This is a genomic window from Faecalibacterium sp. An77 (genome assembly GCF_002161315.1).
Classification (GTDB): Bacteria; Bacillota; Clostridia; order Oscillospirales; family Ruminococcaceae; genus Faecalibacterium.
Window position 1 is genome coordinate 21,985 of the sequence record NZ_NFHK01000008.1, and the last position, 23,801, is coordinate 45,785.

At 60.7% G+C, this 23,801-nt stretch carries 21 protein-coding genes and 1 pseudogene; 14 read left to right on the forward strand and 8 right to left on the reverse strand.

All coding sequences use genetic code 11. The features are described from left to right. The first annotated feature begins 60 nt into the window (after positions 1-60). Genes B5G28_RS04585 through B5G28_RS04600 form a run of 5 tightly spaced genes read left to right on the forward strand, consistent with a single transcriptional unit; the run spans position 61 to position 4,050 of the window. Positions 61-1,215, forward strand: a complete 1,155-nt coding sequence (locus tag B5G28_RS04585; RefSeq protein ID WP_144265473.1) for a metallophosphoesterase — start codon at positions 61-63, stop codon at positions 1,213-1,215. Positions 1,216-1,240: 25 nt separating this feature from the next. After that, positions 1,241-1,906, forward strand: coding sequence for a hypothetical protein (locus B5G28_RS04590; protein WP_087246549.1), 666 nt, complete (start codon positions 1,241-1,243; stop codon positions 1,904-1,906). A 19-nt stretch (positions 1,907-1,925) separates the two neighbouring features. Further along, positions 1,926-2,504, forward strand: a complete 579-nt coding sequence (locus B5G28_RS14390; protein WP_144265474.1) for a hypothetical protein — start codon at positions 1,926-1,928, stop codon at positions 2,502-2,504. Positions 2,505-2,563: 59 nt separating this feature from the next. Further along, positions 2,564-3,562, forward strand: coding sequence for a macro domain-containing protein (locus B5G28_RS14935; RefSeq protein ID WP_087246550.1), 999 nt, complete (start codon positions 2,564-2,566; stop codon positions 3,560-3,562). Continuing rightward, positions 3,559-4,050, forward strand: a complete 492-nt coding sequence (locus B5G28_RS04600) for a hypothetical protein (protein ID WP_087246551.1) — start codon at positions 3,559-3,561, stop codon at positions 4,048-4,050. The genes B5G28_RS14935 and B5G28_RS04600 overlap by 4 nt, the downstream gene beginning before the upstream one ends. 134 nt (positions 4,051-4,184) lie before the next feature. Here B5G28_RS04600 and yfcC read toward each other — a convergent pair whose 3' ends face one another. Next, on the reverse strand, positions 4,185-5,702 hold the full coding sequence (gene yfcC, locus B5G28_RS04605) for a putative basic amino acid antiporter YfcC (protein WP_087246552.1): 1,518 nt from the start codon (positions 5,700-5,702) through the stop codon (positions 4,185-4,187). A 202-nt stretch (positions 5,703-5,904) separates the two neighbouring features. Here yfcC and B5G28_RS04610 point away from each other — a divergent pair, with 202 nt between their 5' ends. From B5G28_RS04610 to B5G28_RS04650, 9 genes are all read left to right on the forward strand, one after another. After that, positions 5,905-7,227 carry a Sapep family Mn(2+)-dependent dipeptidase gene (locus B5G28_RS04610; RefSeq protein ID WP_158098871.1) on the forward strand — a complete coding sequence of 441 codons (1,323 nt, stop codon included), beginning with the start codon at positions 5,905-5,907 and terminating at the stop codon, positions 7,225-7,227. A 116-nt stretch (positions 7,228-7,343) separates the two neighbouring features. Then, a complete protein-coding gene (locus B5G28_RS04615; protein ID WP_087246554.1) occupies positions 7,344-8,489 on the forward strand; it encodes a glycerate kinase in 1,146 nt (381 codons plus the stop codon). 371 nt (positions 8,490-8,860) lie between these two features. Next, entirely contained in the window at positions 8,861-9,658 is a 798-nt protein-coding gene (locus B5G28_RS04620) for a DUF4097 family beta strand repeat-containing protein (RefSeq protein ID WP_087246555.1), read from the forward strand. Positions 9,659-10,139: 481 nt separating this feature from the next. Next, on the forward strand, positions 10,140-10,832 hold the full coding sequence (locus B5G28_RS04625; RefSeq protein ID WP_087246556.1) for a hypothetical protein: 693 nt from the start codon (positions 10,140-10,142) through the stop codon (positions 10,830-10,832). A gap of 14 nt (positions 10,833-10,846) precedes the next feature. Beyond that, complete coding sequence (locus tag B5G28_RS04630; RefSeq protein ID WP_087246597.1) at positions 10,847-11,851, forward strand: GGGtGRT protein; 1,005 nt, start codon at positions 10,847-10,849, stop codon at positions 11,849-11,851. Between the two features lie 252 nt (positions 11,852-12,103). Next, positions 12,104-12,415, forward strand: a complete 312-nt coding sequence (locus B5G28_RS04635) for a hypothetical protein (RefSeq protein ID WP_087246557.1) — start codon at positions 12,104-12,106, stop codon at positions 12,413-12,415. Between the two features lie 18 nt (positions 12,416-12,433). Further along, entirely contained in the window at positions 12,434-13,912 is a 1,479-nt protein-coding gene (locus B5G28_RS04640) for a DNA methylase (RefSeq protein WP_087246558.1), read from the forward strand. Between the two features lie 12 nt (positions 13,913-13,924). Continuing rightward, complete coding sequence (locus B5G28_RS04645) at positions 13,925-14,407, forward strand: hypothetical protein (RefSeq protein ID WP_087246559.1); 483 nt, start codon at positions 13,925-13,927, stop codon at positions 14,405-14,407. A gap of 21 nt (positions 14,408-14,428) precedes the next feature. Then, a complete protein-coding gene (locus tag B5G28_RS04650) occupies positions 14,429-15,340 on the forward strand; it encodes a CorA family divalent cation transporter (RefSeq protein WP_087246560.1) in 912 nt (303 codons plus the stop codon). A gap of 83 nt (positions 15,341-15,423) precedes the next feature. Here B5G28_RS04650 and B5G28_RS04655 read toward each other — a convergent pair whose 3' ends face one another. The 7 genes and pseudogenes from B5G28_RS04655 to B5G28_RS04685 form a co-directional block, all read right to left on the reverse strand. Then, entirely contained in the window at positions 15,424-17,517 is a 2,094-nt protein-coding gene (locus B5G28_RS04655; RefSeq protein WP_343215542.1) for an alpha-galactosidase, read from the reverse strand. Then, positions 17,505-18,038: pseudogene (locus B5G28_RS15130) on the reverse strand (PTS transporter subunit EIIB); the annotation flags it as partial. The pseudogene B5G28_RS15130 and the gene B5G28_RS04655, both read right to left, overlap by 13 nt. Positions 18,039-18,054: 16 nt before the next feature. Then, positions 18,055-18,804, reverse strand: a complete 750-nt coding sequence (locus B5G28_RS14650; RefSeq protein ID WP_158099578.1) for a GH32 C-terminal domain-containing protein — start codon at positions 18,802-18,804, stop codon at positions 18,055-18,057. A gap of 180 nt (positions 18,805-18,984) precedes the next feature. Then, positions 18,985-20,670: an FAD-dependent oxidoreductase gene (locus B5G28_RS04670; protein WP_087246564.1), complete on the reverse strand. Its 1,686-nt coding sequence runs from the start codon at positions 20,668-20,670 to the stop codon at positions 18,985-18,987. A 239-nt stretch (positions 20,671-20,909) separates the two neighbouring features. Next, positions 20,910-21,338, reverse strand: a complete 429-nt coding sequence (locus B5G28_RS04675) for a cupin domain-containing protein (protein ID WP_087246565.1) — start codon at positions 21,336-21,338, stop codon at positions 20,910-20,912. A gap of 176 nt (positions 21,339-21,514) precedes the next feature. Beyond that, a complete protein-coding gene (gene rhaD / locus B5G28_RS04680; RefSeq protein ID WP_087246566.1) occupies positions 21,515-22,342 on the reverse strand; it encodes a rhamnulose-1-phosphate aldolase in 828 nt (275 codons plus the stop codon). 37 nt (positions 22,343-22,379) lie between these two features. Beyond that, positions 22,380-23,798, reverse strand: a complete 1,419-nt coding sequence (locus tag B5G28_RS04685) for an arabinose isomerase (protein ID WP_087246567.1) — start codon at positions 23,796-23,798, stop codon at positions 22,380-22,382. Positions 23,799-23,801: the final 3 nt, after the last annotated feature.

Sequence of the window (23,801 nt, forward strand, 5' to 3'; positions counted from 1 at the left end):
TGCCCCACAGCAATACGGCTGGTTGTGGTGCGTCTTTTTCCAGAGAAAGGGGGATGAAATGTGGAAGGTACCATTAAACAAATATACCCTGGATGTGCAGATGGATGGTATCGCCTAAAAGCAAAAGGATGCATAGCAGCCTGCATTTATTGGGCGGATCAATATGGAATGCTCCCTGACTGGACGCCAATTGCTTGTTTTCCGATTGGACCAAATGGAATAGGATCGTATCAGATGACCGGAGGGCGGGCTGTGCCAGCGGAGGCAACCCATTTGCTGATGCGGGCGGTCTCTGCCGATCTTGCTTCTGCAGGGGAAGTACTGGTGCCGATTCCCATGGCAGGAAGTCCACCTGCAGAAGAGCCTGCGCAGCGGTTTCTGGTTTTGTCGGATCTGCATTTGAGCAGCAAGCCCTGGCAGATTCGGAAAGCGCTTTCTTTGGGAAAAGACTGTGATGGCATCCTCATCCCCGGAGACATTACCAACGACGGAACCCCAGAGCAGTTTGCTTTATTCTGGCAGTGCGTCACTGAAGCAGCACCCCGGACACCCGTATTTACTGTTTCCGGAAATCACGACTATCCTGTTTTTCCTCTGCCGCAGATTCAGGAGGGAACCTGGGATTATCCTGCCTTACAGCAGAAGCTGCTCGACAGGGCAGGGATTCTAGGGTGCATTTGCAGCACGGATTGCAGCGGAGCTTATGCTGCGGTTCTGGGAAATACCGAGATCCTGGGACTGAATGCCGCCACCCATTGGCGCAGATTTCGTTTCCCGGAATCAGCGCAGCTGGAATGGTTGGCCGGCCGGCTGAAGGACAGCCGCGCAACGCATCGGATTATCTTGTGTCATGCCCCTTTGGCGACCCACCGGCCAAACCGCGGGGCGAAAGATCCCCCCTATCTGAACCGAAATCAAACGCTGCAGCAAATTATGGATTCCCAAAAGAATGTCCTTTTTCTTTCCGGGCACACCCATTTTTCCTTGAACTGCCAGACCGGTTGCGTCGAACGGGACAAAGTCGGAAATCTCTATATCAATGCCGGGTCAATTCACCCCACTACATTGAAACCAGAGGAACCACTTCAGCCCTCTTGCTGGGTGGAAGGAAACGCGGTGGAACTGTTCATCCAACAAACTGAAATCACGGTGACGGGAATCTCAATACCCTCCGGGAAACGAATCTCCCGTGGGTATTACCGTTTTAAAATCTGATCTTTCTCAAACAGGAGGGATCTCTGTGCTGAATTTACTGGAAGATTATATCTCCCACAGCCTGCCGGAACAAAGTGAATTTGAGACCAACCCCAATCTGCTGAAAAAAGTGAGCAGGGATGGGAGTTTTCTGCCGTTTTATGGAAATACGGTGGTGTTTCTGCTGGAGGATCGGACAAAAGAAATTCTCTCTGCGCTGCAATCGCAACTGTATATGAAGGCAGGGGAGATGCTATCTCAGCCGCTGCATCCCGATACCTTTCATATGACACTCCACGATTTGCTCAACGGCACAGAGCCAACTGCTGACCTGTGCCGGAAAATGGAAGAAACAAAACAGCAAACAGAATTCCTTCTTGCCTCGTGGAGAGCGCAGTCCCTGCTGCGGATGAAGGCAACTTGGCTGTTTAATATGGTCAATACTAGCACGGTTCTGGGGCTTGCGCCGGCAGATGAAGAAACCGCTTTTCGTTTGGACGCCCTGTATACGGCGATGGAGTCCATTGTCCCGCTGGGATACGGGCTAACCCCACACATTACGATGGCCTATTTTCGCCCAGGCAGATACTCCCCGGAACAACTGCAATCTCTGAGAAATGCTCTTTGCCCGATTGACCTGGAACTGGAGCTGCGTATGGATCGGTTGGTGTATCAAACGTTTACAGACATGAACCATTACCAATCTGGCTGATTGGATGAGAGGAAGATCCATGTTTGACCTGAAAAAATTGTTCACTAAAAAAACAACTGCCTCCCAAACAAAAAGAGAGCGCCCTCAATTTCATATGAAGCCCCAAGTGTTCGGCAACGGAACCAGGGTTCGGTACAGTCGATCTATGTATTCTGCCCAAAGCATTCGATGGGTAAGCGCCGAACAAGATGAAAATGGAGAGCCGGCAGCAACGCGTGTGCCTGTTGAATCTTCAAGAAAATTTCGCTATCCCGGCAGATTTACTGCCGACGGGAAAATCTATCAAGATTGGAGGCAACTGTGCTGTAAGGAGACGAATGTCTCCGGAGTATATACTGACGTCTATGGTCGATCTGTCTTCTGCTATGCAGAACGGTTTCCCTGTTTCGACAGTGAGGATTACCTTTATGAAAATCGCTTCTATCGCTGGTTTTTTATCTTGGATGAAGGCAAAATAACCAGAGTGTTTTACACGGATGGATGCAATCAGATTGATGTTACAGAAGATGTGGCAAATATTGAATATACCTGCTGGAAGGATCTCAATCGTCTTCCTTTTTGGAATGCGGACGTCTGCGAAGACAAAAAACGGTATTGACAAGCAGATACTTGCCGATTTCAAGTTATAACAGGACATATCCTTAGGATAAGATTGGAATGAAGAACAAAATTGATCGTTTTCGTCTGGAATATGACTATCTGAGCAATTTTTATCCTGTCTGTGTCAGGGTGGAAGGGCTGGAGTATCTCAGTGCAGAGGCCGCTTATCAGGCGGCAAAATGTGCGAGACAAGAGGACCGAGCGCTTTTTACGGAATTGGGGTCCCGGGATGCAAAGCAGCTGGGGAGAAAACTCCCGCTGCGTGCCGACTGGGAGGCCGTAAAAGTACAGGAAATGGAGAAAATTGTCCGGGCAAAGTTTGCACAGAACCTCCATCTGGCCCGCTTCCTGACCGAAACCGGTGATGCGGAGCTGGTGGAGGGAAACACCTGGCACGACACCTTCTGGGGCGTGGACCTGAAGACCGGCGCGGGAGAAAATCATCTGGGTAAAATTTTGATGGCCCTCAGGGAAGAATTCCAGAAAAACGGACTTCCGGAACAGGATCAGCCGCCCTGCTTCCGATGTGAGACAAGTGAGGACAGAATTCAGGTTCAGCTGAGGGATATTACGCAGATCCCCTGTGACTGCATCGTCAACGCGACCGATGAGACCTTACTGGGGAGCGGAGAGGTGGATATGGCGATCCATCGGGCCGCAGGGCCGCAGCTGCTGGAAGCGTGCCGTGCACTGGGAGGCTGCTGTACCACAGAGGCAAAGTTGACCGGCGGCTATCGCCTGGCTGCCCGCTGGATCATCCACACCGTTGGCCCCCGTTATCCAATGCCCGGGCATACTGAGCTGCTGGTTCAAACATACCAGAACGTTTTGAATTTGGCCAAAGAGCACGGTCTCCACTCGATTGCCCTTTCTGCAATATCGACCGGAAGATTCAGTTATCCCAAAGCAGAGGCTGCTGCAGTTGCAGTGGATGCCGTCAGGAGATGGAAGCGGGAACACTCTGACTACGCACTGGAAATTATTTTTGCGGATATGGATCTGGTGACTTATCGGTGCTTTTGTAAAGCATTTAAAACAAAGGAGAATTCGCAATGAACGAAAAACAGACTGTGATGGTACTCCAGGGCGATGTGGAGCTGGAGACCCTGTCCAATACAGCCTTCCCCTGGTATGACCCTGATTCCAAGGAGCGGGAAATCCAATTCCGTGAAGCGTATGTAATAGAACGCAACGACTGGGACAAAGGGATACAGGGCTGTGTGTATCAAATCAACAGACGGGAGTTTACGGACCTGTCTTTTGCCAAGGGAAAGACGCTTGCAGAATATCCGGATCGTTATGAAATCCGGCAGCATATGGATGGAACAAAGTTTTTATTCTATTATTCCAGCATTCCAACCTTTGACGATGCGGACTGGCTGTGGGATCATATAGGTCATTTGGTGGTGTATTATGATGGCAATGAAGTTGTCCTGATTTCCTGCCGTCATGGCGCAAAAATCCCCAGGATTAAAGTCTACATTGGTTTGATAAAATCAAACTCCAATTTTGACAGGTGCCTAACTCTTTTGAAGAACGTATAAGTCATGACCCCCGACTTTGCCGGGGGTCATGACTTCAGGACCGTGCGAGCGCCCGCGCCCGCCCGGTCACAAAGCAATACAAAAAGCGCGGCTTTTCCGCTGAGGAAAAGCCGCGCCCGGGGGTTAGAGTTCGATCAGGCGAAACCAATCATGACGGCCGCAATCACAAAGATGGTGGACAGCACGAAGAGCATGCCCTGCATTTTAATCTGGAACTTGGCCCACTTGCCCCATTCCAGACGGGCCACACCCAGGACGCCCAGCAGGCAGCCGGAGGTAGGGACGATGAGGTTGGTCAGGCCGTCGCCCAGCTGGTAGGCCAGAACGGCCACCTGGCGGGTGATGCCGGCCAGGTCGGCCAGAGGCGCCATGATGGGCATGGTGAGGGCGGCCTGGCCGGAGCCAGAGACCACCACGAAGTTGAACAGGCTCTGGAACACATACATGAGCCAGGCCGCCAGCACACCGGGCACGCCGCTGAGCAGGTTGCCCAGGGTGTACAGGATGGTGTTCATGACGCTGGGTGTGGTGGGGTCGGTGCCGCCCAGCACAATCACAATGCCCTGGGCCATGCCCACCACCAGCGCTGCGCCCACCAGGTCGGCGGCGCCGCTCTGGAAGGAGGAGGCGATATCCGAGGCCCGCATGTCGTTCAGCTTGAAGATGCATCCGATGATGCCGGACACCAGGCCCATCACAAAGAACTGGGAGGCGATTTCGGGGATGTAGTAGCCTTTCACCACCACGCCCCAGACGGTCCAGACAATGGTGACCAGGATGGTCAGCAGCACCAGGCCCTGGCCCAGGGTGAAGGGAGCCGAAGCGGCGTCGCTCTGGGTCATCTGGTTGCGGTAGTAGGCGTCGCTCTCATAGGCAATGGAGGACCGGGGATTTTTCTTGATTTTGTGGGCGTATACCATGGTGAAGAGGACGCCGGCCAGGGTGAACACCACCCACATCACAATCCGGAACCCGGCGCCGGACAGCACCGGCACCCCGGCGATGCCCTGGGCAATGGCCAGGCCGAAGGGGTTCATCCAGCTGGTGGCGAAACCAATCTGGGTGGCCACATAGGTGACGCAGACGGCCACCACCGCATCGTAGCCCATGGCGATGGTCAGGGGCACAATGACCATGGCAAAGGGAATGGCCTCTTCGCCCATGCCGAAGACCGCTCCGCCCAGAGAGAACAGGGTGAACAGCACCGGAATCAGGACGATTTCCCGGCCTTTGGTTTTGCGGATCATGGCGTGGATGCCGGCATCCACTGCGCCGGTCCGCATGACAATGCCAAAGGCGCCGCCGATGACCAGGATAAAGGCCACAATGCCCACGGCGCTGCCGGTCTTGTCGCCGGAGGTCAGGCCCTCAAACACATAGTTGAGCATGCCCTGGCCGCCGAAATCCTCGGTGCCGAACAGGGCCACGCCGTTGCGCACCCGGTTGCCGGCCTCGTCCAGCTGGTAGGCGAAGCTGTCCGCCGCAATGACGGTGCGGGTCTTTTCGGTGTCCCCCACCATGTAGCTGACCTCCTGCGTCTGGAAGCTGCCCACCGGGATCAGGTAGGTCAGCACGGCGCAGAGCACCACCACCGCAAAGATGATCACATAGGTATGCGGCATCTGGATGGCTTTTTTCTTTTGATTTTCCAAAAAACATTCACTCCCTGAATGAAAATTCAGCGCCGCATGCCCTGTTTTTTTCGGTACACCGCGACACACACTTTCCTATAGTAACGTAAAATGCAAAAAAATGCAATGTGAAATCGGAAAATAATTGAAAATGCGGCCCGAACCCGCTATAATGACTCTGTATGTGCCGTATAAAACAAGTTTTTGCCACAGGAGTCACAGTATGATGATGCGTAAATACCAGGACGAAATCGTCGCCGCCGTCAGCCGGCTGGTGGAGATTCCGTCGGTTTTTTCCGAGAGCAGCGAATATCCCTTCGGCCCCGCCGTGGACCACTGTCTGGACGCGGCCTTGTCCATGATGGCGGAGCTGGGGTTCCGCACCTTCAAGGCCCCCGACGGGATGTATGGCTATGCCGAAATCGGGGAAGGGGAACTCTTTGGGGTGCTGTGCCACCTGGATGTGGTGCAGGCCCGGCAGGAGGACGGCTGGGATCACGACCCCTTCTGCCCCGTGGTCCAGGGGGACTGGCTGTGCGGCCGGGGCACCCAGGACGACAAGGGGCCCAGCGTGGCCGCCGTCTATGCCCTGAAATCCCTGCTGGATGAGGGCCGCACCCTGAACAAGCGGGTGCGGTTTATCTTCGGCATCGACGAGGAAACCATGTGGGATTCCATCCACGCCTACTGCGGCCGGGAGGAAAAGCCGGTCAGCGGCTTTGTGCCTGATTCCACCTTCCCCCTGACCTACGCGGAAAAGGGCCTGCTGCAGCTGCAGCTGAAGTCGGATGCGCCGTTCGCCCTGCCCTGCCAGGGCGGCGACAGCATGAACGCCGTCTCCTCCCACGCCGAGTGCCCCCGGAATGCCGCTGTGGAGCAGGCGCTCGGGGAGCTGGGCCTTCCGTTCCACTGCACCGAAACCCAGGTTTCGGCCGAGGGCATCACCGCCCACGCCAAAAACCCCTGGAAAGGGGTCAGCGCCAACCTGAATTTGCTGCGTGCCCTCCGCAGGGCCGGCTTCACCCATGACGCCATCGCCTTTGCCTGCGATGTGCTGGATGGAAAGTTCCGGTTTGAGGGCTTCACCGATGGGGATTTGTCCGACTTCTCCGGGCCGGTCACCGTCAATCTGGGCAAGTTTGCGCTGAATGAAAAGGGCGCGGTCCTGTCCCTGGATCTGCGGCTGCCGGTAACCCGGGAGAAAGAGGAAATCCTGGCCATTGTCCGGGAAAAGGCCGCATCCTATCACCTGACGGTGGAAGAATTTGACTGGCTGCGCCCCATTCATGTCCCCCTGGACAGCCCGCTGGTGTCCAAATTGCTCCAGGCTTACCGGGAAGTCACCGGGGACGCCGAGACCGAGCCCTATATCTCGGCCGGAGCCACCTTTGCCCGGGCTTTTGACAACTGCGTGGCCTTCGGCGCCAATATGCCCCACAGCCCCACCACCGAGCACCAGCCCAACGAGCGGGTGTCCATCGAAAAGCTGCTGGAGGCAGCCGAAGTGTACCGCCGCGCCTTCTCCTCTCTGGTGCTGGAGGGCTGACCGGCTCGGAATCACCGCAAAAAGAAACCGACACGCCCGGTTGGAGGGCCTGCTCTGCGGAGCAGACCGCCTGACCGGCGCGGCCGGGCTGATTTGACAGAGGAGGCAAAACCGCAATGAAAATCTTGCTTGCATCGGATTCATTCAAAGGGTCCCTGACCTCACAGCGCATTGTCCAGCTGCTGGAAAAGGCGGTGGGGCAGGTCTTTCCCCAGGCGGTCACCGAGGGGATGCTGGTGGCCGACGGCGGAGAGGGGACCATGGAGGCCATAGTGGCCGAGCTGCAGGGAAGCGTCCGGACGGTGGAAGTCCGGGGCCCCATGGGCGCGCCGGTGCAGGCATCCTATGGCCTGCTGCCCGGCGGACGGGCCATCATCGAGATGGCCCAGGCCTCGGGCCTGCCTCTGGTGCCCACGGAACAGCGCAACCCCATGCAGGCCACCAGTTATGGCACCGGCCAGCTGATCCGGGACGCCCTGGAACGGGGCATCCGGGATATCACCATCGCGGTGGGCGGCAGCGCCACCAACGATGGCGGCATGGGCGCCCTGGCGGCTCTGGGTGTGCGGTTTCTGGACGAACAGGGGGAGCCGCTGGAAGGCTGCGGGGCCGACCTGGCCCGGGTGCAGACCATTGACCTGAGCGGCCTGCATCCCGCCGCCGCCCAAACCGCCTTTACGGTGATGTGCGATGTGACCAATCCGCTGCTGGGCCCCAGCGGCGCCAGCCATACCTTTGGCCCCCAGAAGGGGGCCGACCCCGCCATGGTGGAGCAGCTGGAACGGGGAATGAGCCGCTACGCCGCCCTGGCGGAACAGGTGACCGGCGTCAGCGCCGCCTTTCAGCCTGGCGCCGGCGCCGCCGGCGGGCTGGGCTTTGCCCTGATGGCCTTTCTGGGCGCCCAGCGCAGGCCGGGCATTGAGACGGTGCTGGACCTGATCCATTTTGACCAAAAGCTGGAAGGTGCAGACCTGGTCATCACCGGCGAGGGCCGGATGGATTGGCAGTCCTCTTTTGGCAAGGTGCCCGCCGGCGTGGGCGAGCGCTGCAAGCGCGCCGGGGTGCCGGCGGTAGCGATTGTGGGCGGCCTGCTGGCCGGCTATGAGGAAATCTACCGCCACGGCATCTGCAGCGTGGAAACCACCGTCAGCGGCGTCATGAGTCTGGAGGACGCCATGGCCCACAGCGAGGACCTGTACCTGGACGCCGCCTGCCGCCTGCTTCGTTCCATCCGCTGCGGCATGGAGATGCGGGGACGGTAAAAAGATTCAGACCATGAAAAAAGACCTCCTGCGGCAGAATGAAACCTGCTGCGGGAGGTCTTGCTGTGTTCAGAAGGGCAGGGGGAGGATGCCCGGGGCCTTTGGAATCACTGTAAGGAGGACATTGGAACGCTATGGAATATCCTGAGTACTCCGCCCCGGCGGCCCTCTGGCCTAATGACCGCCGGAATCGGGACGGCGTCTACAGCGGTTCGGCCCTGTGCACCGGGAGCCGTCGTTGGCCGCCGGTTTCCCGCCTTTCACTGCAAAAAGGTTGCAAGGGTACTGCCGGGGTGCTTAAATAATAACAAAGGCCCCCGGGGAGGCGTGGCCGGAAAAGGTTTCAAAATCAGAAAGGAAGTATCGTGTTGATGAAAACAAAATGGGTATCCAGAGTTCTTTGCGGCCTGCTTTGCGCCGGTCTGCTGTGCGGTTTTGCTGCGCCCCCGGCAGAAGAAAACGCTGACCTTGTGCCCCGTCAGTTCCAGACGGCCCAGCAGATCGACCGGATCAGCGTGGAGGACGCGATCTCCAACGTCACCATCCGCACCGCCGACACCGACCACATCACGGTGGACTACGCCGACACCACCGAAAAGCCCCTCTACACCATTTCGGTGGAGGACGGCCTGCTGAGCATCCATACAACGACGGAGGAATTCGAAGGGAAGAACATATCCCTGTTTAAGATTAGGATGGACGGCAAAACCGTTTCCGGACGGCCTGACCATGATCTGGTCATCACCCTGCCCCAAAAGCAGTACCAGGAACTTTCGGTGGCGTTGGCGGTGGGGACCCTTTCGGTGGAGGGGGTGAAGGCTTCCCAGCTGACGGCGGAATCCGCTGTCAACACGGTGGAGCTCAGCGGCATCCAGGCGGATCAGCTGAACACCGCCAGCGCTGTCGGTCAGGTAACTGTGCGGGACTCCCAGATTGGGAACGCTGAGATCGAAGGCGCCGTCGGCGGCGTGGTGGTCAAGAACGTCACCGCCTCCGGACAGGTGACGGTGAGCAATGCGGTGGGCAGCGTCTCCCTGGAAGATGTGACGGCCCATGAACTCATCGTCCAGTCTGCCCTGGGTTCTACTTCCTACAAGAATGTGAAGGCCTCCTATTCCAGTGAGGTGGGCATCTTCAACTGGAGCAGCGGGACCGTTTCCCGGCCGTAACCCGGGTTCGGTTTGACAAAAGCAAAAGCGCTGGTTTTCCTTTCCGGAAGCCGGCGCTTTTCTTTTAAGGTAAGAAAAGCCCCGCCCGCCGCGGCGTTTTGCACCCGGAAAACCGCCCCGAAGGCCGGTTCCCGCCCGCTGTCCGGGCCCTCCCGGACCGGCCGGGACAGGGGAATTCAAAAAAATTGTCAAAAATTTATCGTGTGAAACCCCTGTGAATCCGCGAACGCTCGATGAAAGATGACGGTCCGGGGCCGGATCCAAAAAGAAATCGAAAAAAGGAGGGTTGCATCACCCGGGAACATGTGCTATAATCAGGTCGGGAATGAAGTTCTCACGTGGCGAATGCCTAAAGTGCTTTGCTTATTGTAAGCTGACGACTTCTGCAAGCTTAGGATGCCTGCGGAACCGTCAGCTTTTTTGCTCTGGGCCAAGGCGTTTTGCCGTCGGGAGGGCATCATTGAAAAAAGGAGGTAATATTATGATCTATTCCACCGAAGTAGAGCATATGTGCCCGGTTACGAAGGGTGCATATCATGGCCCCGCTCCCATCCCCGAAGAGGGTAAATGGGTGCAGGCCAAGGAAATCAAGGACATTTCCGGTCTGACTCATGGTGTGGGCTGGTGTGCCCCCCAGCAGGGCGCCTGCAAGCTGACCCTGAACGTCAAGGACGGCGTCATCGAGGAGGCTCTGGTGGAGACCCTGGGCTGCTCCGGCATGACCCACTCTGCAGCAATGGCTTCCGAGATTCTGCCCGGCAAGACCATTCTGGAGGCCCTGAACACCGACCTGGTCTGCGACGCCATCAACGTGGCTATGCGCGAGCTGTTCCTGCAGATCGTCTACGGCCGCACCCAGACCGCTTTCTCTGAGGGCGGCCTGCCCGTCGGCGCCAGCCTGGAGGACCTGGGCAAGGGCCTGCGCAGCCAGGTGGGCACCATGTTCGGCACCAAGCTGAAGGGTTCCCGTTACCTGGAGATGGCCGAGGGCTATGTGACCCGGCTGGCCCTGAACGAGAACAATGAGATCATCGGATACGAGTTCTTGAACTTGGGCAAGCTGACCGACGCACTGAAGAAGGGCGTGGACGCTGCTGAGGCAGTTGAGAAGGCCAAGGGCGTGTATGGACAGTTTGCAGACGCAGTCAAGTACATTGATCCCAGAGTGGAATAAAGGGGCGGATGAAAATGGCACTGTTTGAAAGTTATGAACGCCGCATCGACCACATCAACGCCGTTCTGCACGAGTACGGCATTGAGTCGGTGGAGCAGGCGAAGGAAATTTGCACCTCCAAGGGCTTCGATCCCTACAAGATCGTGAAGGAGATCCAGCCCATCGCATTCGAGAACGCCGGCTGGGCTTACACCGTCGGCGCTGCTATCGCCATCAAGAAGGGCTGCAAGACTGCTCCCGAGGCTGCCGAGGCCATCGGCATCGGCCTGCAGGCTTTCTGCATCCCCGGCTCTGTGGCCGATGACCGCAAGGTCGGCCTGGGCCACGGCAACCTGGCAGCCATGCTGCTGCGCGACGAGACCGAGTGCTTCGCCTTCCTGGCCGGCCACGAGTCTTTCGCTGCTGCTGAGGGCGCCATCGGCATCGTGAAGAATGCCAACAAGTCCCGTACCAAGCCCCTGCGGGTTATCCTGAACGGTCTGGGCAAGGATGCTGCACAGATCATCTCCCGCATCAACGGCTTCACCTACGTGCAGACCCAGTTTGACTACGCCACCGGCAAGGTCAACATCGTCCGCGAGATTCCCTACTCCAAGGGCGAGCGCGCAGCTGTGCGCTGCTACGGCGCCGACGATGTCCGTGAGGGCGTCGCCATCATGCACCTGGAGAAGGTGGACGTGTCCATCACCGGCAACTCCACCAACCCCACCCGCTTCCAGCATCCTGTCGCCGGCACTTACAAGAAGGAGTGCATCGAGCAGGGCAAGAAGTACTTCTCGGTGGCTTCGGGCGGCGGCACGGGCCGTACCCTGCACCCCGACAACATGGCAGCTGGCCCCGCTTCCTACGGCATGACCGATACCATGGGCCGTATGCACTCGGACGCTCAGTTCGCCGGCTCCAGCTCGGTTCCCGCTCACGTCGAGATGATGGGCTTCCTGGGCATGGGCAACAACCCGATGGTTGGCGCTACCGTCGCTGTGGCTGTCGCTGTTTCTGAGGCAACCAAGAACGACTGATCCCAGGCCTGAACCCTGCGGGGGACAAGTCCCCCCGGGCAAAGCTTAAAATAGAACGTGCCGATGATTTCCCTTTGGGGGTCATCGGCACGTTTTTTGTTTGCGGGGCCAGCCCCATCCGGGAACAGATGTTGAAAATGCGTCAAAACAAATAGTTGTTCTCGATATAACATTGACAACCAATCATAGACGTGATACCATAGAGACAGAATCCATTTTGTGGGCTGATACAGAGTTTGGAAGGTGATCTCGATGGAATTCAGGCGCCACTGCACCCCGGATGCGTCCGTCCGGCCCCGCACCCGGCGGGTTTATGTGAAGGTGACTTCGGAGTTCGACTCCACCGGCTATATGCAGCCGGTTTCCATCACCTGGGCGGACGGCCGCACCTTTCCCATTGAACAGGTGCGGGATTTCCGCCCGGCGGGAATGGCGGGCAGCAGCCTGCCGGGGGACTGCTTCACCGTCCTGATCCAGGGCAAAGAGAAACTGCTGTTTTTCGAGCACATTGACCCGCGGTTCACCGGCCGGCTGGGCCGGTGGTTTGTGGAGAAAACGGTCTAATCAAAGAGGGGAGTTTGGATGCCGAAACAGCGCACATACCTTGCCATCGACCTGAAAAGCTATTACGCCTCGGCGGAGTGCGCCGCCCGGGGGCTGGACCCTCTCACCACCAACCTGGTGGTGGCGGACGCCAGCCGCACCGAAAAGACCATCTGCCTGGCGGTGTCGCCCTCCCTGAAAGCCCTGGGCATCCCCGGCCGGGCGCGGCTGTTCGAGGTGGTGCAGAAGGTCCGGGAGGCCAATGCCGCCCGGCTGCGGGCCGCCATCCGCAGCGGCGCCGCCCCGCGGAAAGAGGGGAGATACTGCCTGTCCGAGCCCTCCTACGACGCCGGCGCCCTGGCCAAAGACCCGACCCTGGAAATTTCCTATCTGGTGGCCCCGCCCCGGATGGCTTATTATGAGAAGGTGTCCCGGCAGGTCTATGGCATCTACCTGAAATATGTGGCCCCCGAGGACATGGTGGTCTACTCCATTGACGAGGTGTTCATCGACGCCACCCCCTATCTGGACCACTACAAGATGACCGCCCACGAGCTGGCCAAAACCATGATTCGGGAGGTGCTGTACACCACCGGCATCACCGCCACGGCAGGAATTGGAACCAATCTCTATCTGGCCAAGCTGGCCATGGATATCACCGCCAAACACGCCGCCCCCGACAAGGACGGGGTGCGGATTGCCCGGCTGGATGAAGAATCCTTCCGGTATCTGCTGTGGGACCATAAGCCCCTGACCGATTTCTGGCAGGTGGGCCCCGGCACGGTGCGCCGCCTGGAAAAACACGGCATCCACACCATGGGAGAGCTGGCCCGGGCCAGCATCCAGTGTGAGGAGGTGCTGTTTCAGGAGTTCGGTGTCAATGCGGAAATCCTCATCGACCACGCCTGGGGTCTGGAACCCTGCGGCATGAAGGAGATCAACGCCTACCGTCCCGAATCCAACAGCCTGTGCGAAGGGCAGGTGCTGTCCTGCCCGTACCCCTGCGAGAAAGCCCGCATTGTGGTGCAGGAGATGGTGGACAGCATGGTCTACCAGCTGACCGACAAGGGCCTGGTCACCGACGGGCTCACCCTGGATATCGGCTACGACCGGGAAAATTGCGATACCGGCCTCTATCGGGGGCCGGTGCAGGTGGACCGGTATGGACGCAGCCTGCCCAAGCCCGCCCACGGCAGTACCCGGCTGGACGCCCCCAGCAACCTGGGCAGCCAGCTCAGCGAGGCAGTCCTGAACCTGTTTGACCAGATCGCCAATCCTCATTTGACGGTCCGGCGGCTGACCCTGACGGCCAACCGGGTGGTGAAGGATCAGGGAATTTTCCAGACCGATTTCTTCACCGATACCTCCAAGCTGGAAAAGGAAAAGAGCCTCCAGGAGACCATGCTGGGCCTGAAAAAGAAGTTCGGCAAGAACGCCATTTTGAAGGGCACCAACTACCTGGACGGGGCCACCATGCGGGACCGGAACGGCCGGATTGGGGGCCACAAGGCAGAATGAGAGGGGAAGAAGATGACCGATTGGAAGGACACCCCGGAGGGCCGGGCCGCGGCGCAGAAGTATGGGGATATTCTGCCCCTGTCCCGCCCCGAACCCTCCCGCAAACATCCCCGGATGCCGCTGGGCAGCCGGGCCAAGATCTTCAGCCCCTTTGCCGCCCTGCGGGGCTTTGATGAGGAGCTGTCGGAGGAGAGCGCCCGGACCCGCCGCGTGCCCAGGGCGGGCCTGTCGGAAGAGGAACAGGCCGCCCTGTCCGAAAAGCTGGCCCGGCTGACCCGGGGCGATGGGGTGACGGTGCGGTATTTCTGCCCCGACCGCCTCCGCCCGGAAAACCCGCCGGTGGGCAGCTATGAGACGGTCACCGGGTACGTCCAGGAGGTGGACCCGGCGGCGCAGCTGCTGCGCCTGGAACGGGACGCGCCCCATCAGGGGCCGGGCATCGGGAAAGGGCAGCGGCTGGACATTCCCCTGGAAGATGTGGAAGCAATCTGGTAAACGGAAAGGATGGGGGACTGGATGTATCGATACAATTTGTCCGATGGCCTGGCGCCCGCAGAGGAGCCGGCAGAAGGAACCGGCGGCACGGTGCTGCTTCTCACCTCAGAGGAGCTGTCCCGCAGGATGGACCAGGAGGACCGGGATCACCTGGTCTGCCATACGCCCCTGGCCCGGGATGCCCGCATCTGCAAGGCAGAGGTGCGGCGGGGGTACCGGAACGGCACCATTGTGACGCCCCGCCAGGCCAAAAACGGGGACCCCATTGCCTTTGGGTATCTGCTGTCCCGGGATCTGGTGGTGCTGTGCGACGACAGCGGCACGGCCCACTCCATGGTGCAGCGCCTGCGGAAGGAGAACCCTCAGAAGGAAACCAGCGCCAACGGCTTTTTCTGCGGCTTTTTGGCCCTGCTGGTGGAGAAGGATCTGCGCCACCTGCAGTCTTTGGAGGACCGCCTCTCCCAGATGGAGGACGAAGTCTCGGCGGGCCGGCTGGAAAACTTCAACGCCGGCATGATGGTCCTGCGGAAGGAAATTTCCCGCTGGATCAAGTACTATACCCAGATGGACGAGCTGGTCTGTGAATTGCAGGAAAACGGCGACTTGTCCGACGCCGAGGCACAGATGTTCCACCGGGTGGAAAAGCGTCTGGGCCGCCTGCTGGAGGAGGCCAAGGCCCTGCGGGAATATGGTTTGCAGCTGCGGGAGATGTTCCAGGCGGAGATGGACCTGCAGCAGAACCGGATCATGAAGATTCTCACCATCGTCACCACCATCTTCCTGCCCCTGTCCCTGGTGGCCGGGTGGTACGGCATGAACTTTACCGGCATGGTGGAGCTGACCTGGAAGTATGGCTATCCCGCCGTCATCGTGGCCAGCGCCCTGATTGTTCTGCTGTGCCTCTATCTCATGAAAAAGAAAAAGTTCTGGTGAGGGCATCCCCTCCCACTGCATAAAAAATCCGTACCCCGGCGCCTTCTGCCATAGGTACGGATTTTTGCGTTATGAGGGCGGTTTTAGCCCGGTTCCCGGATGAGCTCCCAGACCGTGGCCGCGTCGTCCTGCTTGATCAGAGGGGCCGTCAGGCCCAGGGTGGCCAGCTCGTCCCCGCCGTACAGCTGGCCCGAGGCAGCGTCCCGATAGAGGCCGTCTCTGTCCAGGAAGGACAGCCGCACCGGCGTGTGGGCAAAGAGGGGGTCGTACCGGGTCTGGAACACCTGCACCAGACACCGGCTGCCGTCCCGGGCCACAGCGGCCCAGCCGGTGTAGGGCCCGGGCAGGTCCAGGGTGAAAAACCGGCTGGACTGGACCCAGCGGCGCTCGGCTTTCCGCTGGGCGATCTGCCCGGCCAGATCTGCAAGCTCCTCCGGGGTGAGGAGGGTCAGATCCAGCTCATAGCCCAGGTTGAACAGCCGGGTCGCCTGCCACCGGGTGTCCAGCGGGGTGACGCGGCCGGTCTGGTGGTTGGGGGTGATGCTGACATGGGCCCCCATGGCCACCGGCGGATACAGCAGGCTGTACCCTGCCTGAATGGCCAGACGGTCGTGGCCGTCGGTGTTGTCGCTGGTCCAGTTCTGGGCCACATAATAGAGCATCCCGGGGTCAAAGCGTGCGCCGCCGCTGGAACATCCCTCGATCAGCAGACGGGGATAGGCGGTGGTGATCCGCTCCAAAAGCCGGTAGAGACCCAGCACATAGCGGTGGGCGGTTTCCCCCTGGCGGGCGCCGGGGGCCAGGGAACAAAAGTCGGTGAGGGGGCGGTTCATGTCCCACTTGATGTAGTCGATGCCGCTCTTTTGCAGATAGCCGTCCAGCACGTCAAAGAGATAGTCCACCACCTCGGGCCGGGACAGGTCCAGCAGGTATTCGTGGCGGCCCTGGGTCATGGAATAGCCGGGGGTCTGCAAAACCCAGTCGGGATGCTGGCGGAACAGATCGCTGTCGGCGGTGACCGCCTCCGGCTCAAACCACAGGCCGAACTTCATTCCTTTGCCGTGGACGATCCGGGCCGCCGCCGGAATGCCTCCGGGCAGCTTGCGCAGGTTGCACCGCCAGTCTCCCATGGAATCCCGGCTGGAATTACCCTTCCGGAACCACCCGTCGTCCAGCACGAACAGTTCCACCCCCAGCTGGCGGGCCAGCTCGGCCTGACGCTCGATTTTGGACAGGGTCACGTCGTAATACATGGACTCCCAGGAATTGAGAAGGATGGGCCGCTCCGCCTCCGCGAACCGGGGCGGCATCAGGTGATGGAGGTACAGCTGGTGGAAGTTCTGCCGCAGGCCGTTGAGGCCGCCGGTGGTGCAGTTGAGGATGGCCTCAGGGGAGGTGAACCGCTCCCCGGGCATCAGCTGCCAGGCGAATCCGTCGGGGTGCAGGCCGATCTGGGCCCGCACCATCCCGAACTGGTCCAGCTCCGCCTGTGCCAGAAAGTTCCCGCTGTACACCAGATGAAACCCCACCGCCAGCCCCCGGTCGGCGGTGACGTCGGGGGAGAGCAGGGCGAAAAAGGGCTGGTGCTGGGGGCTGCTGGACCCCCGGACGCTCTCAATGCGCTGGACCCCGTGGTGCAGCGGGAACCGCTGCCCGTTGGCCTCTTTGGCGTGGGTGCCGTAGAGGGTCAGCATCTCCCAGGGCAGGGCCGGAAGTTCCAGAGACGCGCTCTGCAGGTTGTGCAGGGTCAGGGGCCGGGCGCCGGTGTTTTCCGCCACCTGATGGCGGGCCACAATCCCCAGCCCGGCGAACAGGGTGTAATACAGCCGCACCGTCAGCCCGGCGGCGGGGTCGGAGAGGGTGATTTCCAGGGCGACGCTTTCGCCGAGGGCCGCAAAGGCGGCGGGCAGCCCTTCCAGGGCCGGTTTTTCTTCCAGGGGCCGCCAGGATACAAAGTCCAGCTGGGTGTGACGGACTCCGTCCGCCTCGGCCTCCACGGCGGGAATCCGGAAGTCCCCCCGGCTGCGGGCGGGGTATTCAAAGGGAAAATCGTCAAAGGAGACGTTGGGCACCGAACACTCCTCGTGGCAGGTGTTGTACCCCCGCTTGAAGTAGACCGGCTGTCCCCCGCCGTGCCAGCGGCGGAGGGCGGGGCCGAAGTACCGGTGGACCAGCAGACCAGCGCCGGCAGGAAGGAGAAGGCGGTGTCGGTGAGAATCTGGGTGAAGGTGAGCAGCTGGGCGGGGACGTCGGCGGCGGTCAGGCCAAAGACGTTCAGGACCGCCTCCTGGGTCAGCAGGCCCCGCAGGCCCATGAACAGACCGGTGGCCACCAGCACCGGGATGATGGGGACGAACACGTCCGAGAACATCCGCACCGCCCGCTGGAAGGCGTTGCCGTAGACCGGTTTCTGCTGGGGCTGGTCGGAGCCGGAGGCCACCGCGTCGGCGTGGCCCACCAGCTTGACCACTTCGTCGTAGATGCGGTTCACCAGGCCGGTGCCCAGGATGATCTGGTACTGGCCGGCGTTGAAAAACGAGCCCTTGACGTTGTCCAGGTCTTCCACGGCCTGGGTGTCGATCTTGTCTTTGTCGGTGACGATCAGCCGCAGCCGGGTGGCGCAGTGACGGACCGAGACGATGTTTTCCTTGCCGCCCACCTTTTCGATGATGGCAGCGGCCAGCTCTTTGTCGGACATGATGGTTCCTCCTTGTTCAGATGGTGCGAATCGGGCGCAGAGTGATGCCGCAGCCGTCCACGCCCCGGACGTCCAGGCCCAGCGTCTCGCTGGTGGGGTAGATGCGGGAGGAGAGCACCGTGCTTCCTCCGTTGATGAAAAGTTCCAGACTGGAGCTGTCGCTCCAGATTTCCAGGCGGTCGAGATGGTCCAGGGGACAGGTCTTGCTCTCGGGCCGGCCGGTGAGCCAGCCGGTGCGGGTGAAGGTGAGGGTCCGGGCCGCGGGGTCAAATTCCAGGGCGGCCTCGCCCCCGTGGAAAGTCAGGCGGAACGGCTCATCCCCCGCCGTGGGGCGGATGTCCAGCCAGAAGGCCCGGTCGGATAGCTCACTGGGCCGGATGGGCTCCCCCAGCAGGCTGTAGAGCTCCTCGGGAGGCGTCTGCCAGAGCCGCCCCTCCCGCCAGTGGAGGACCCGGGGCATGGTCAGGCAGTGGACCGAGGGTTCCCCCGCCGCAAAGGCCTGTTCTTCGGCCTCCTCCATCCGGGACATCCAGGCGAACAGCAGCCGCCGCCCTTTGCCGTCCACAAAGGTCTGGGGGGAGTAAAAGTCAAAGCCGCCGTCGGTGAGGATGAGGCCCTGGTCCAGATTGGCGTCGGCGGGGGAGAGGGTCCCGGTCTCCTCGTCAAAGGTCACCGGCTTGTAGGCCGAATAGCTGGACAGGCAGGTGGCGGTGGTGGCAAGCTCTCTGGGGTTTGAGGATGCCTTTGCCTTTTCGCGGCTGTTCAAAAAGCGGGTGGGCTGCTCTCCCAGCGAGTTCCGCAGCCAGAAAAGCCCGCCTCAACCGATCCCATAAAAACAACCATGCGCCAAAGACCCAACGGAAACGGTCTCTGGCGCATGGTTTTGTTGTATAGGAGAAATCATCCCGGGCGGCGTATGGGCTCCGCCGCCGGAAGGGATCCGCGGTTAAAAGAGATAGTTGGTGACAATGGGCTCCCGCTTTTGGGTCACATCGTTGAAGTACTCATAGGCACAGATGCCCAAAAAGCCGCCCGACACATTGTACACGTTGGTGAAGCCGTGGCCCTGCAGGGCCAGGACGGCGTTGTAGCTGCTCTGGCCAATCTGGCAGTGGACGTAGACCGGCCGGTCGGTGGGGATTTCGTCCAGACGGCTGCGCAGCTGGGCCAGAGGGATGTTGACCGAGGTCTTCAGATGGCCCTGATGGTACACCGCCGCGGGGCGGACGTCCAGAATATAGGCGCCCGACTCCACCAGATCCCGCACCTGGTCCACATGGACCTGACGGAACCGGTGGGCCAGCAGGTTGCCCGCCACTAGGCCCGCATAGTTGGCGGCGTCCTTGGGGGCGGAGAAGGGAGGCGCATAGCACAGTTCCAGATCCCGCAGGTCGTCCACCGTGCCGCCCAACTTGATGAGGGTGGCGGCCACGTCAATCCGCTTGACGGCGTCGCCCTTGGAGATGGCCTGGGCGCCCAGCACCCGGCCGGTGGGCACCTCAAAGATCAGCTTGTAGTGGAGCTGGGTGCTGCCCGGCATGATGCCCACCCGGTCCTTGGGCAGGACGTAGGCCACCTCATAGGGGATGCCCTCCTGCTCACACTGGGCGGCGGTGAGGCCGGTGCTGGCGGCGTTCCACTCAAAGACCTGGATGCAGCTGGACCCGATGAAACCGGTGTTCCGCACCGGCAGGCCGTAGATGTGGTCGGCAGCCTGGCGGGCCTGCTTCTGGGCGGGGCCGGCCAGCTGGACCATGGCGGGCTTGCGGGTCAGGGGATTGAATACCTCCACCGCATCGCCCACGGCGTAGATGCTGGGGTCGCTGGTGCGGTAGTTGGGGTCCACCTTGATGGCGCCCCGGGGGTTCATTTCCAGGCCGGCCTCGGCGGCCAGCGCGGTGTCAGGACGGACGCCCACCGCCATCACAACGGCGTCGCCTTCAATGACGCGGCCCGAGTTCAGCTGGACGTTGGACTGCTGGAAGGCCACCACCGAATCCCCCACCACCAGATCCACGCCGTGGTCGATCATGGCTTTCTGGAGAATCTGGACCATGTCGTAGTCGTAGGGCTTCAAAATCTGGGGCATGGCCTCCACCAGGGCCACCTGGTAACCGGCCTCCCGCAGGTTGACCGCCACCTCCACCCCGATGAAGCCGCCGCCGATCACCGACACCTTCCGGACGCCTTTGTCCTTCAGGAAGCCGTAGAACCGGCTTACATCCTCCACCGTCTTGACGGTGAAGAGGTTGGCGTTTTCGATGCCCTGAATCCGGGGCACCACTGCGTTGGCGCCGGGGGAGAGAATGAGGGTGTCATAGGCTTCGTCGTACGCCCGGCCGGTGGCCAGGTCTTTCACCCGGACCTTCTTTCCGGCGCGGTCGATGGACAGGACCTGACTGTTGGCCCGGGTCTCGATGTTGTAGGCCCCGTGGAGTGATTCGGGGGTGTTGAGGACCAGTTTTTCGGTCTGGTCCACCGTCTCGCTCAGCCGGTAGGGGAGACTGCAGTTGGAATAGGAGACGTGGGCGCCTTTTTCCAGCAGGAGGATTTCGGCCTGCTCGTCCAGCCGCCGCAGCCGGGCTGCTGCGCCGGCGCCGCCTGTGTTGCCGCCAACAAGAACATACTTCATGGTTTTGCACTCCTTTTGTCACATCTGAGAAAGGGCAAAGGCTCTTTTTAAAACCAGTATAGAGCAAACCGCGGCAAAAATCTGTGTTTGTGTCACATTGCCCGCCCCAAAATACAAGGACGCCCCCCGGGCGCAGCGAACGGCTGTACCCGGGGGCGTTTTGTGCCCTCCGGCGGGAAGCACCGCCCCGGCTGGGGCGGTGGGGGATTACGCGGTCCGGCAGGGCTCAGATGGGAGGCTTAGTGCTCGGCATCCTCTTTGGTGGGCTGAACGGTGCCCCAGGGATGCTGCGGGGGTGCGTAGATGGACGACAGCTTCAGGCAGCCGCAGCCGGCGTTCAGGATGTTGTGCCAGGTGCCGCAGGGGACAAAGACGGCGTCGCCGGCGCTCAGGGTGCAGGTGACGGTCAGTTTGCACTGGCAGCTCCCCATCTGAACGGTGGCCTTGCCGCACTCCACCCGGATGCACTGGTCCACGTCGGGATGCATCTCGAGGCCGATGTCATCGCCCTCCGGAATGCTCATCAGGGTCATCTGGAGATGGTGGCCTGTCCAGAACGCGGTCCGGTAGTCCTCATTGGCCCGTGCAGCGCAGACGATGTTGGCGGCATAGGGATTGGGGCCGTGGTCGGTCTGGTTGCAGGTGCAGTCGCAGGAATGGTTGTTCATGGGATGTTTCTCCTTTCGTTGTGAGTTGTCCCATGGTATGCAGCCCGCGGCGGCGGTGTGCGGCCGGGCCGGGGAACCCCGGCCCCGGGTCCCGGACCCAAAAAGGCGCGCGGCCCGCCCCAAAAGGAGCAAAACCGCGCGCCCAGGCCGCAAAGCAATGAAGTTTGGAGGGAAAATCAGTCCAGGAACTTTTCGTTCAGGGTGACGCCGAAGTCCCGGGCAATGGCCCGCAGGTTGTCGTCGGTGATGGTCTGACGGATCAGGCCGCCGCCCATGGACAGGACCTTGACGTAGATTTCGGCGCTCTTTTCGATGGTGTGGGCCAGGCCGAAGGTGATGTCAAAGTCGGGGCCCGAGGTGAACAGGCCGTGCTGGGCCCAGATGGCTGCCTGATAGCTCTTCATCAGCTCGGAGGTGGCCATGGCGATGTCGGCCCCGCCGGGGACCATCCAGGGGCAGACGCCCACGCCCTCGGGGAAGACCACCGGGCACTCGGTGGCGCTCTGCCACAGAGCGCGGGAGAAATCCCGGTCGGTCAGGGGCAGGATGTAGGTCAGGGCGATGACGTTGGTGGCGTGGCAGTGGTAGATGACCCGGTTGGCGCCGCCGGTCACCGCCTTGCGGACGCTGTGGTTCATGAAGTGGCTGGGGAACTCAGAGGTGGGGCGGGCGCCGCCCTCCAGGCCCCAGACAATCCGCCAGCTGTCGCCCTTGTCGTTGATCTCCACGATGCCGATGCTGTGGACGGGGTCCAGCTCCACATTGCGGAAGAACTTGCCCGAACCGGTGGTGATGAAGTACTCGCCGGCCAGGTTGTCGGCCTGAACGCCCATGTTGACCCATTCGCCGGGCTGTGCGTTGAAGAAGGGACGGCACTGGGCCACTTCCTCCTCCTTCATGCGGTAGGTCAGGTTGCCGCCGTTGCGCTCGTGCCAGCCCTGGAGCCAGCCGTCGTTGCACATGCGGATATAGCCTTTTACGATCTCAACATCCAGAATACCCATGGTCAGATAACCTCTCTTTTTCTTCTTGGTTTGTGTGTCAGCGGGTGATGATGTCTACCGGGACGTCAAAAATCTTGGCGACCTTCAGAATGGTGTCAATGTGGCGGCCCGAGGCGGCGGCCATGTGATGGGTGGGGCCGGCCTCGCTCCAGCGGTTGCAGAACTCCCGTGCGCCGCAGGTGAAACGGGTGCGCATGTTGGTGTCGCCGAAGGTGAAGATGGGGCCCTCCTCGTTGACGCCCTCGGCCACCACGAACTTGAAATGGCCGTCCTTGTCCTGGGTGATGCCCAGATAGGTCACGGGGCCCAGATGGGGATAGAACTGGGTCAGATAGCCGCCGCCGGTCTTGCCGTGGAAGACGGGGACGATCTTCATGGTGGGCTTTTTGGCCGAGATGTCGGCGTCGCCCGAGCCGGAATGGCCGATGATGCAGATATCCTCATCAAAGTCGATGGAGTACATCTCGGACAGCTGGCCGCAGCCGGCGATGGTCTTGAGGATGGACATGGCCATGGACACCTTGATGTCGCCCTCCACGGCGCAGGCCACGCCCTGCTTAATCAGCATCGAGAAAGCCGGGATCAGCATGCTGTCCAGCACCCCCGCCTTGCCATGGGCGAAACCGTCGTAGTGGGAGGCGATGAAGGCGATTTTCTCCTCCTTGACCCACTCCTCAAAGGCCACCACATACCGGGCCATCTCCCAGACCTTTTCGATGGTGCCGCCGCCCTCGATGTCGAAGGTGTCCAGGATTTCCTGGGCCTTGGCCCGGATGGCGTTTTCGTCGGTGATGTGGTCGGCGATGGCCCACATCTTCTCCCAGTCAAACTGTTTGGTGTACAGGTACATCCGGTTGTACAGGTTGGTCTCGTCGATGTACAGGTCCATCATGCCGGGATAGGGCCGGCCGATCTGGGCCAGGTTGGTGTCCCGGAAACGGCGGCGCACCTGGGCGGCGCGGCACCAGTCCTCGATCTCGGCCTGGACCTGGGGGTCGCCGCCCTCCACCACGCCGGTGATGACGGCATGACGCTTGCCGGCCCGCTCCAGGTCGGCCACCATCTCGCCCACGGCGCCGCAGGCGTACAGCTGGCCCAGCCAGGTGGGGGTGTCGGTGTTGGCGTAGTCAGGGGCCTTCTTTTTCTGGACGTTCACCAGCACCACCGGCACGTTCAGGTCCCGCACCGCGGGCAGCATATTATAAGAGGTGGCGTAGGTCAGCATCTGAAGAATCACCAGGTCCACGTCGGCGGCCCGGAACTTGTCGCCGGCAGCCATGGACTGTTCCTTGGTGGTGACGATGCCGCCGTCGATGATCTCCACCGTCTGGGGCAGGGTCTTTTTGAAATTGGTGTACTGCTGCTCAAACTCGGGCACCAGAGAGGGGAACTGGGGCAGGTAAGCGCCCAGGGCGATGGCGAACACGCCGACGCGGGCTTTGGTTTCAACTAACATGGG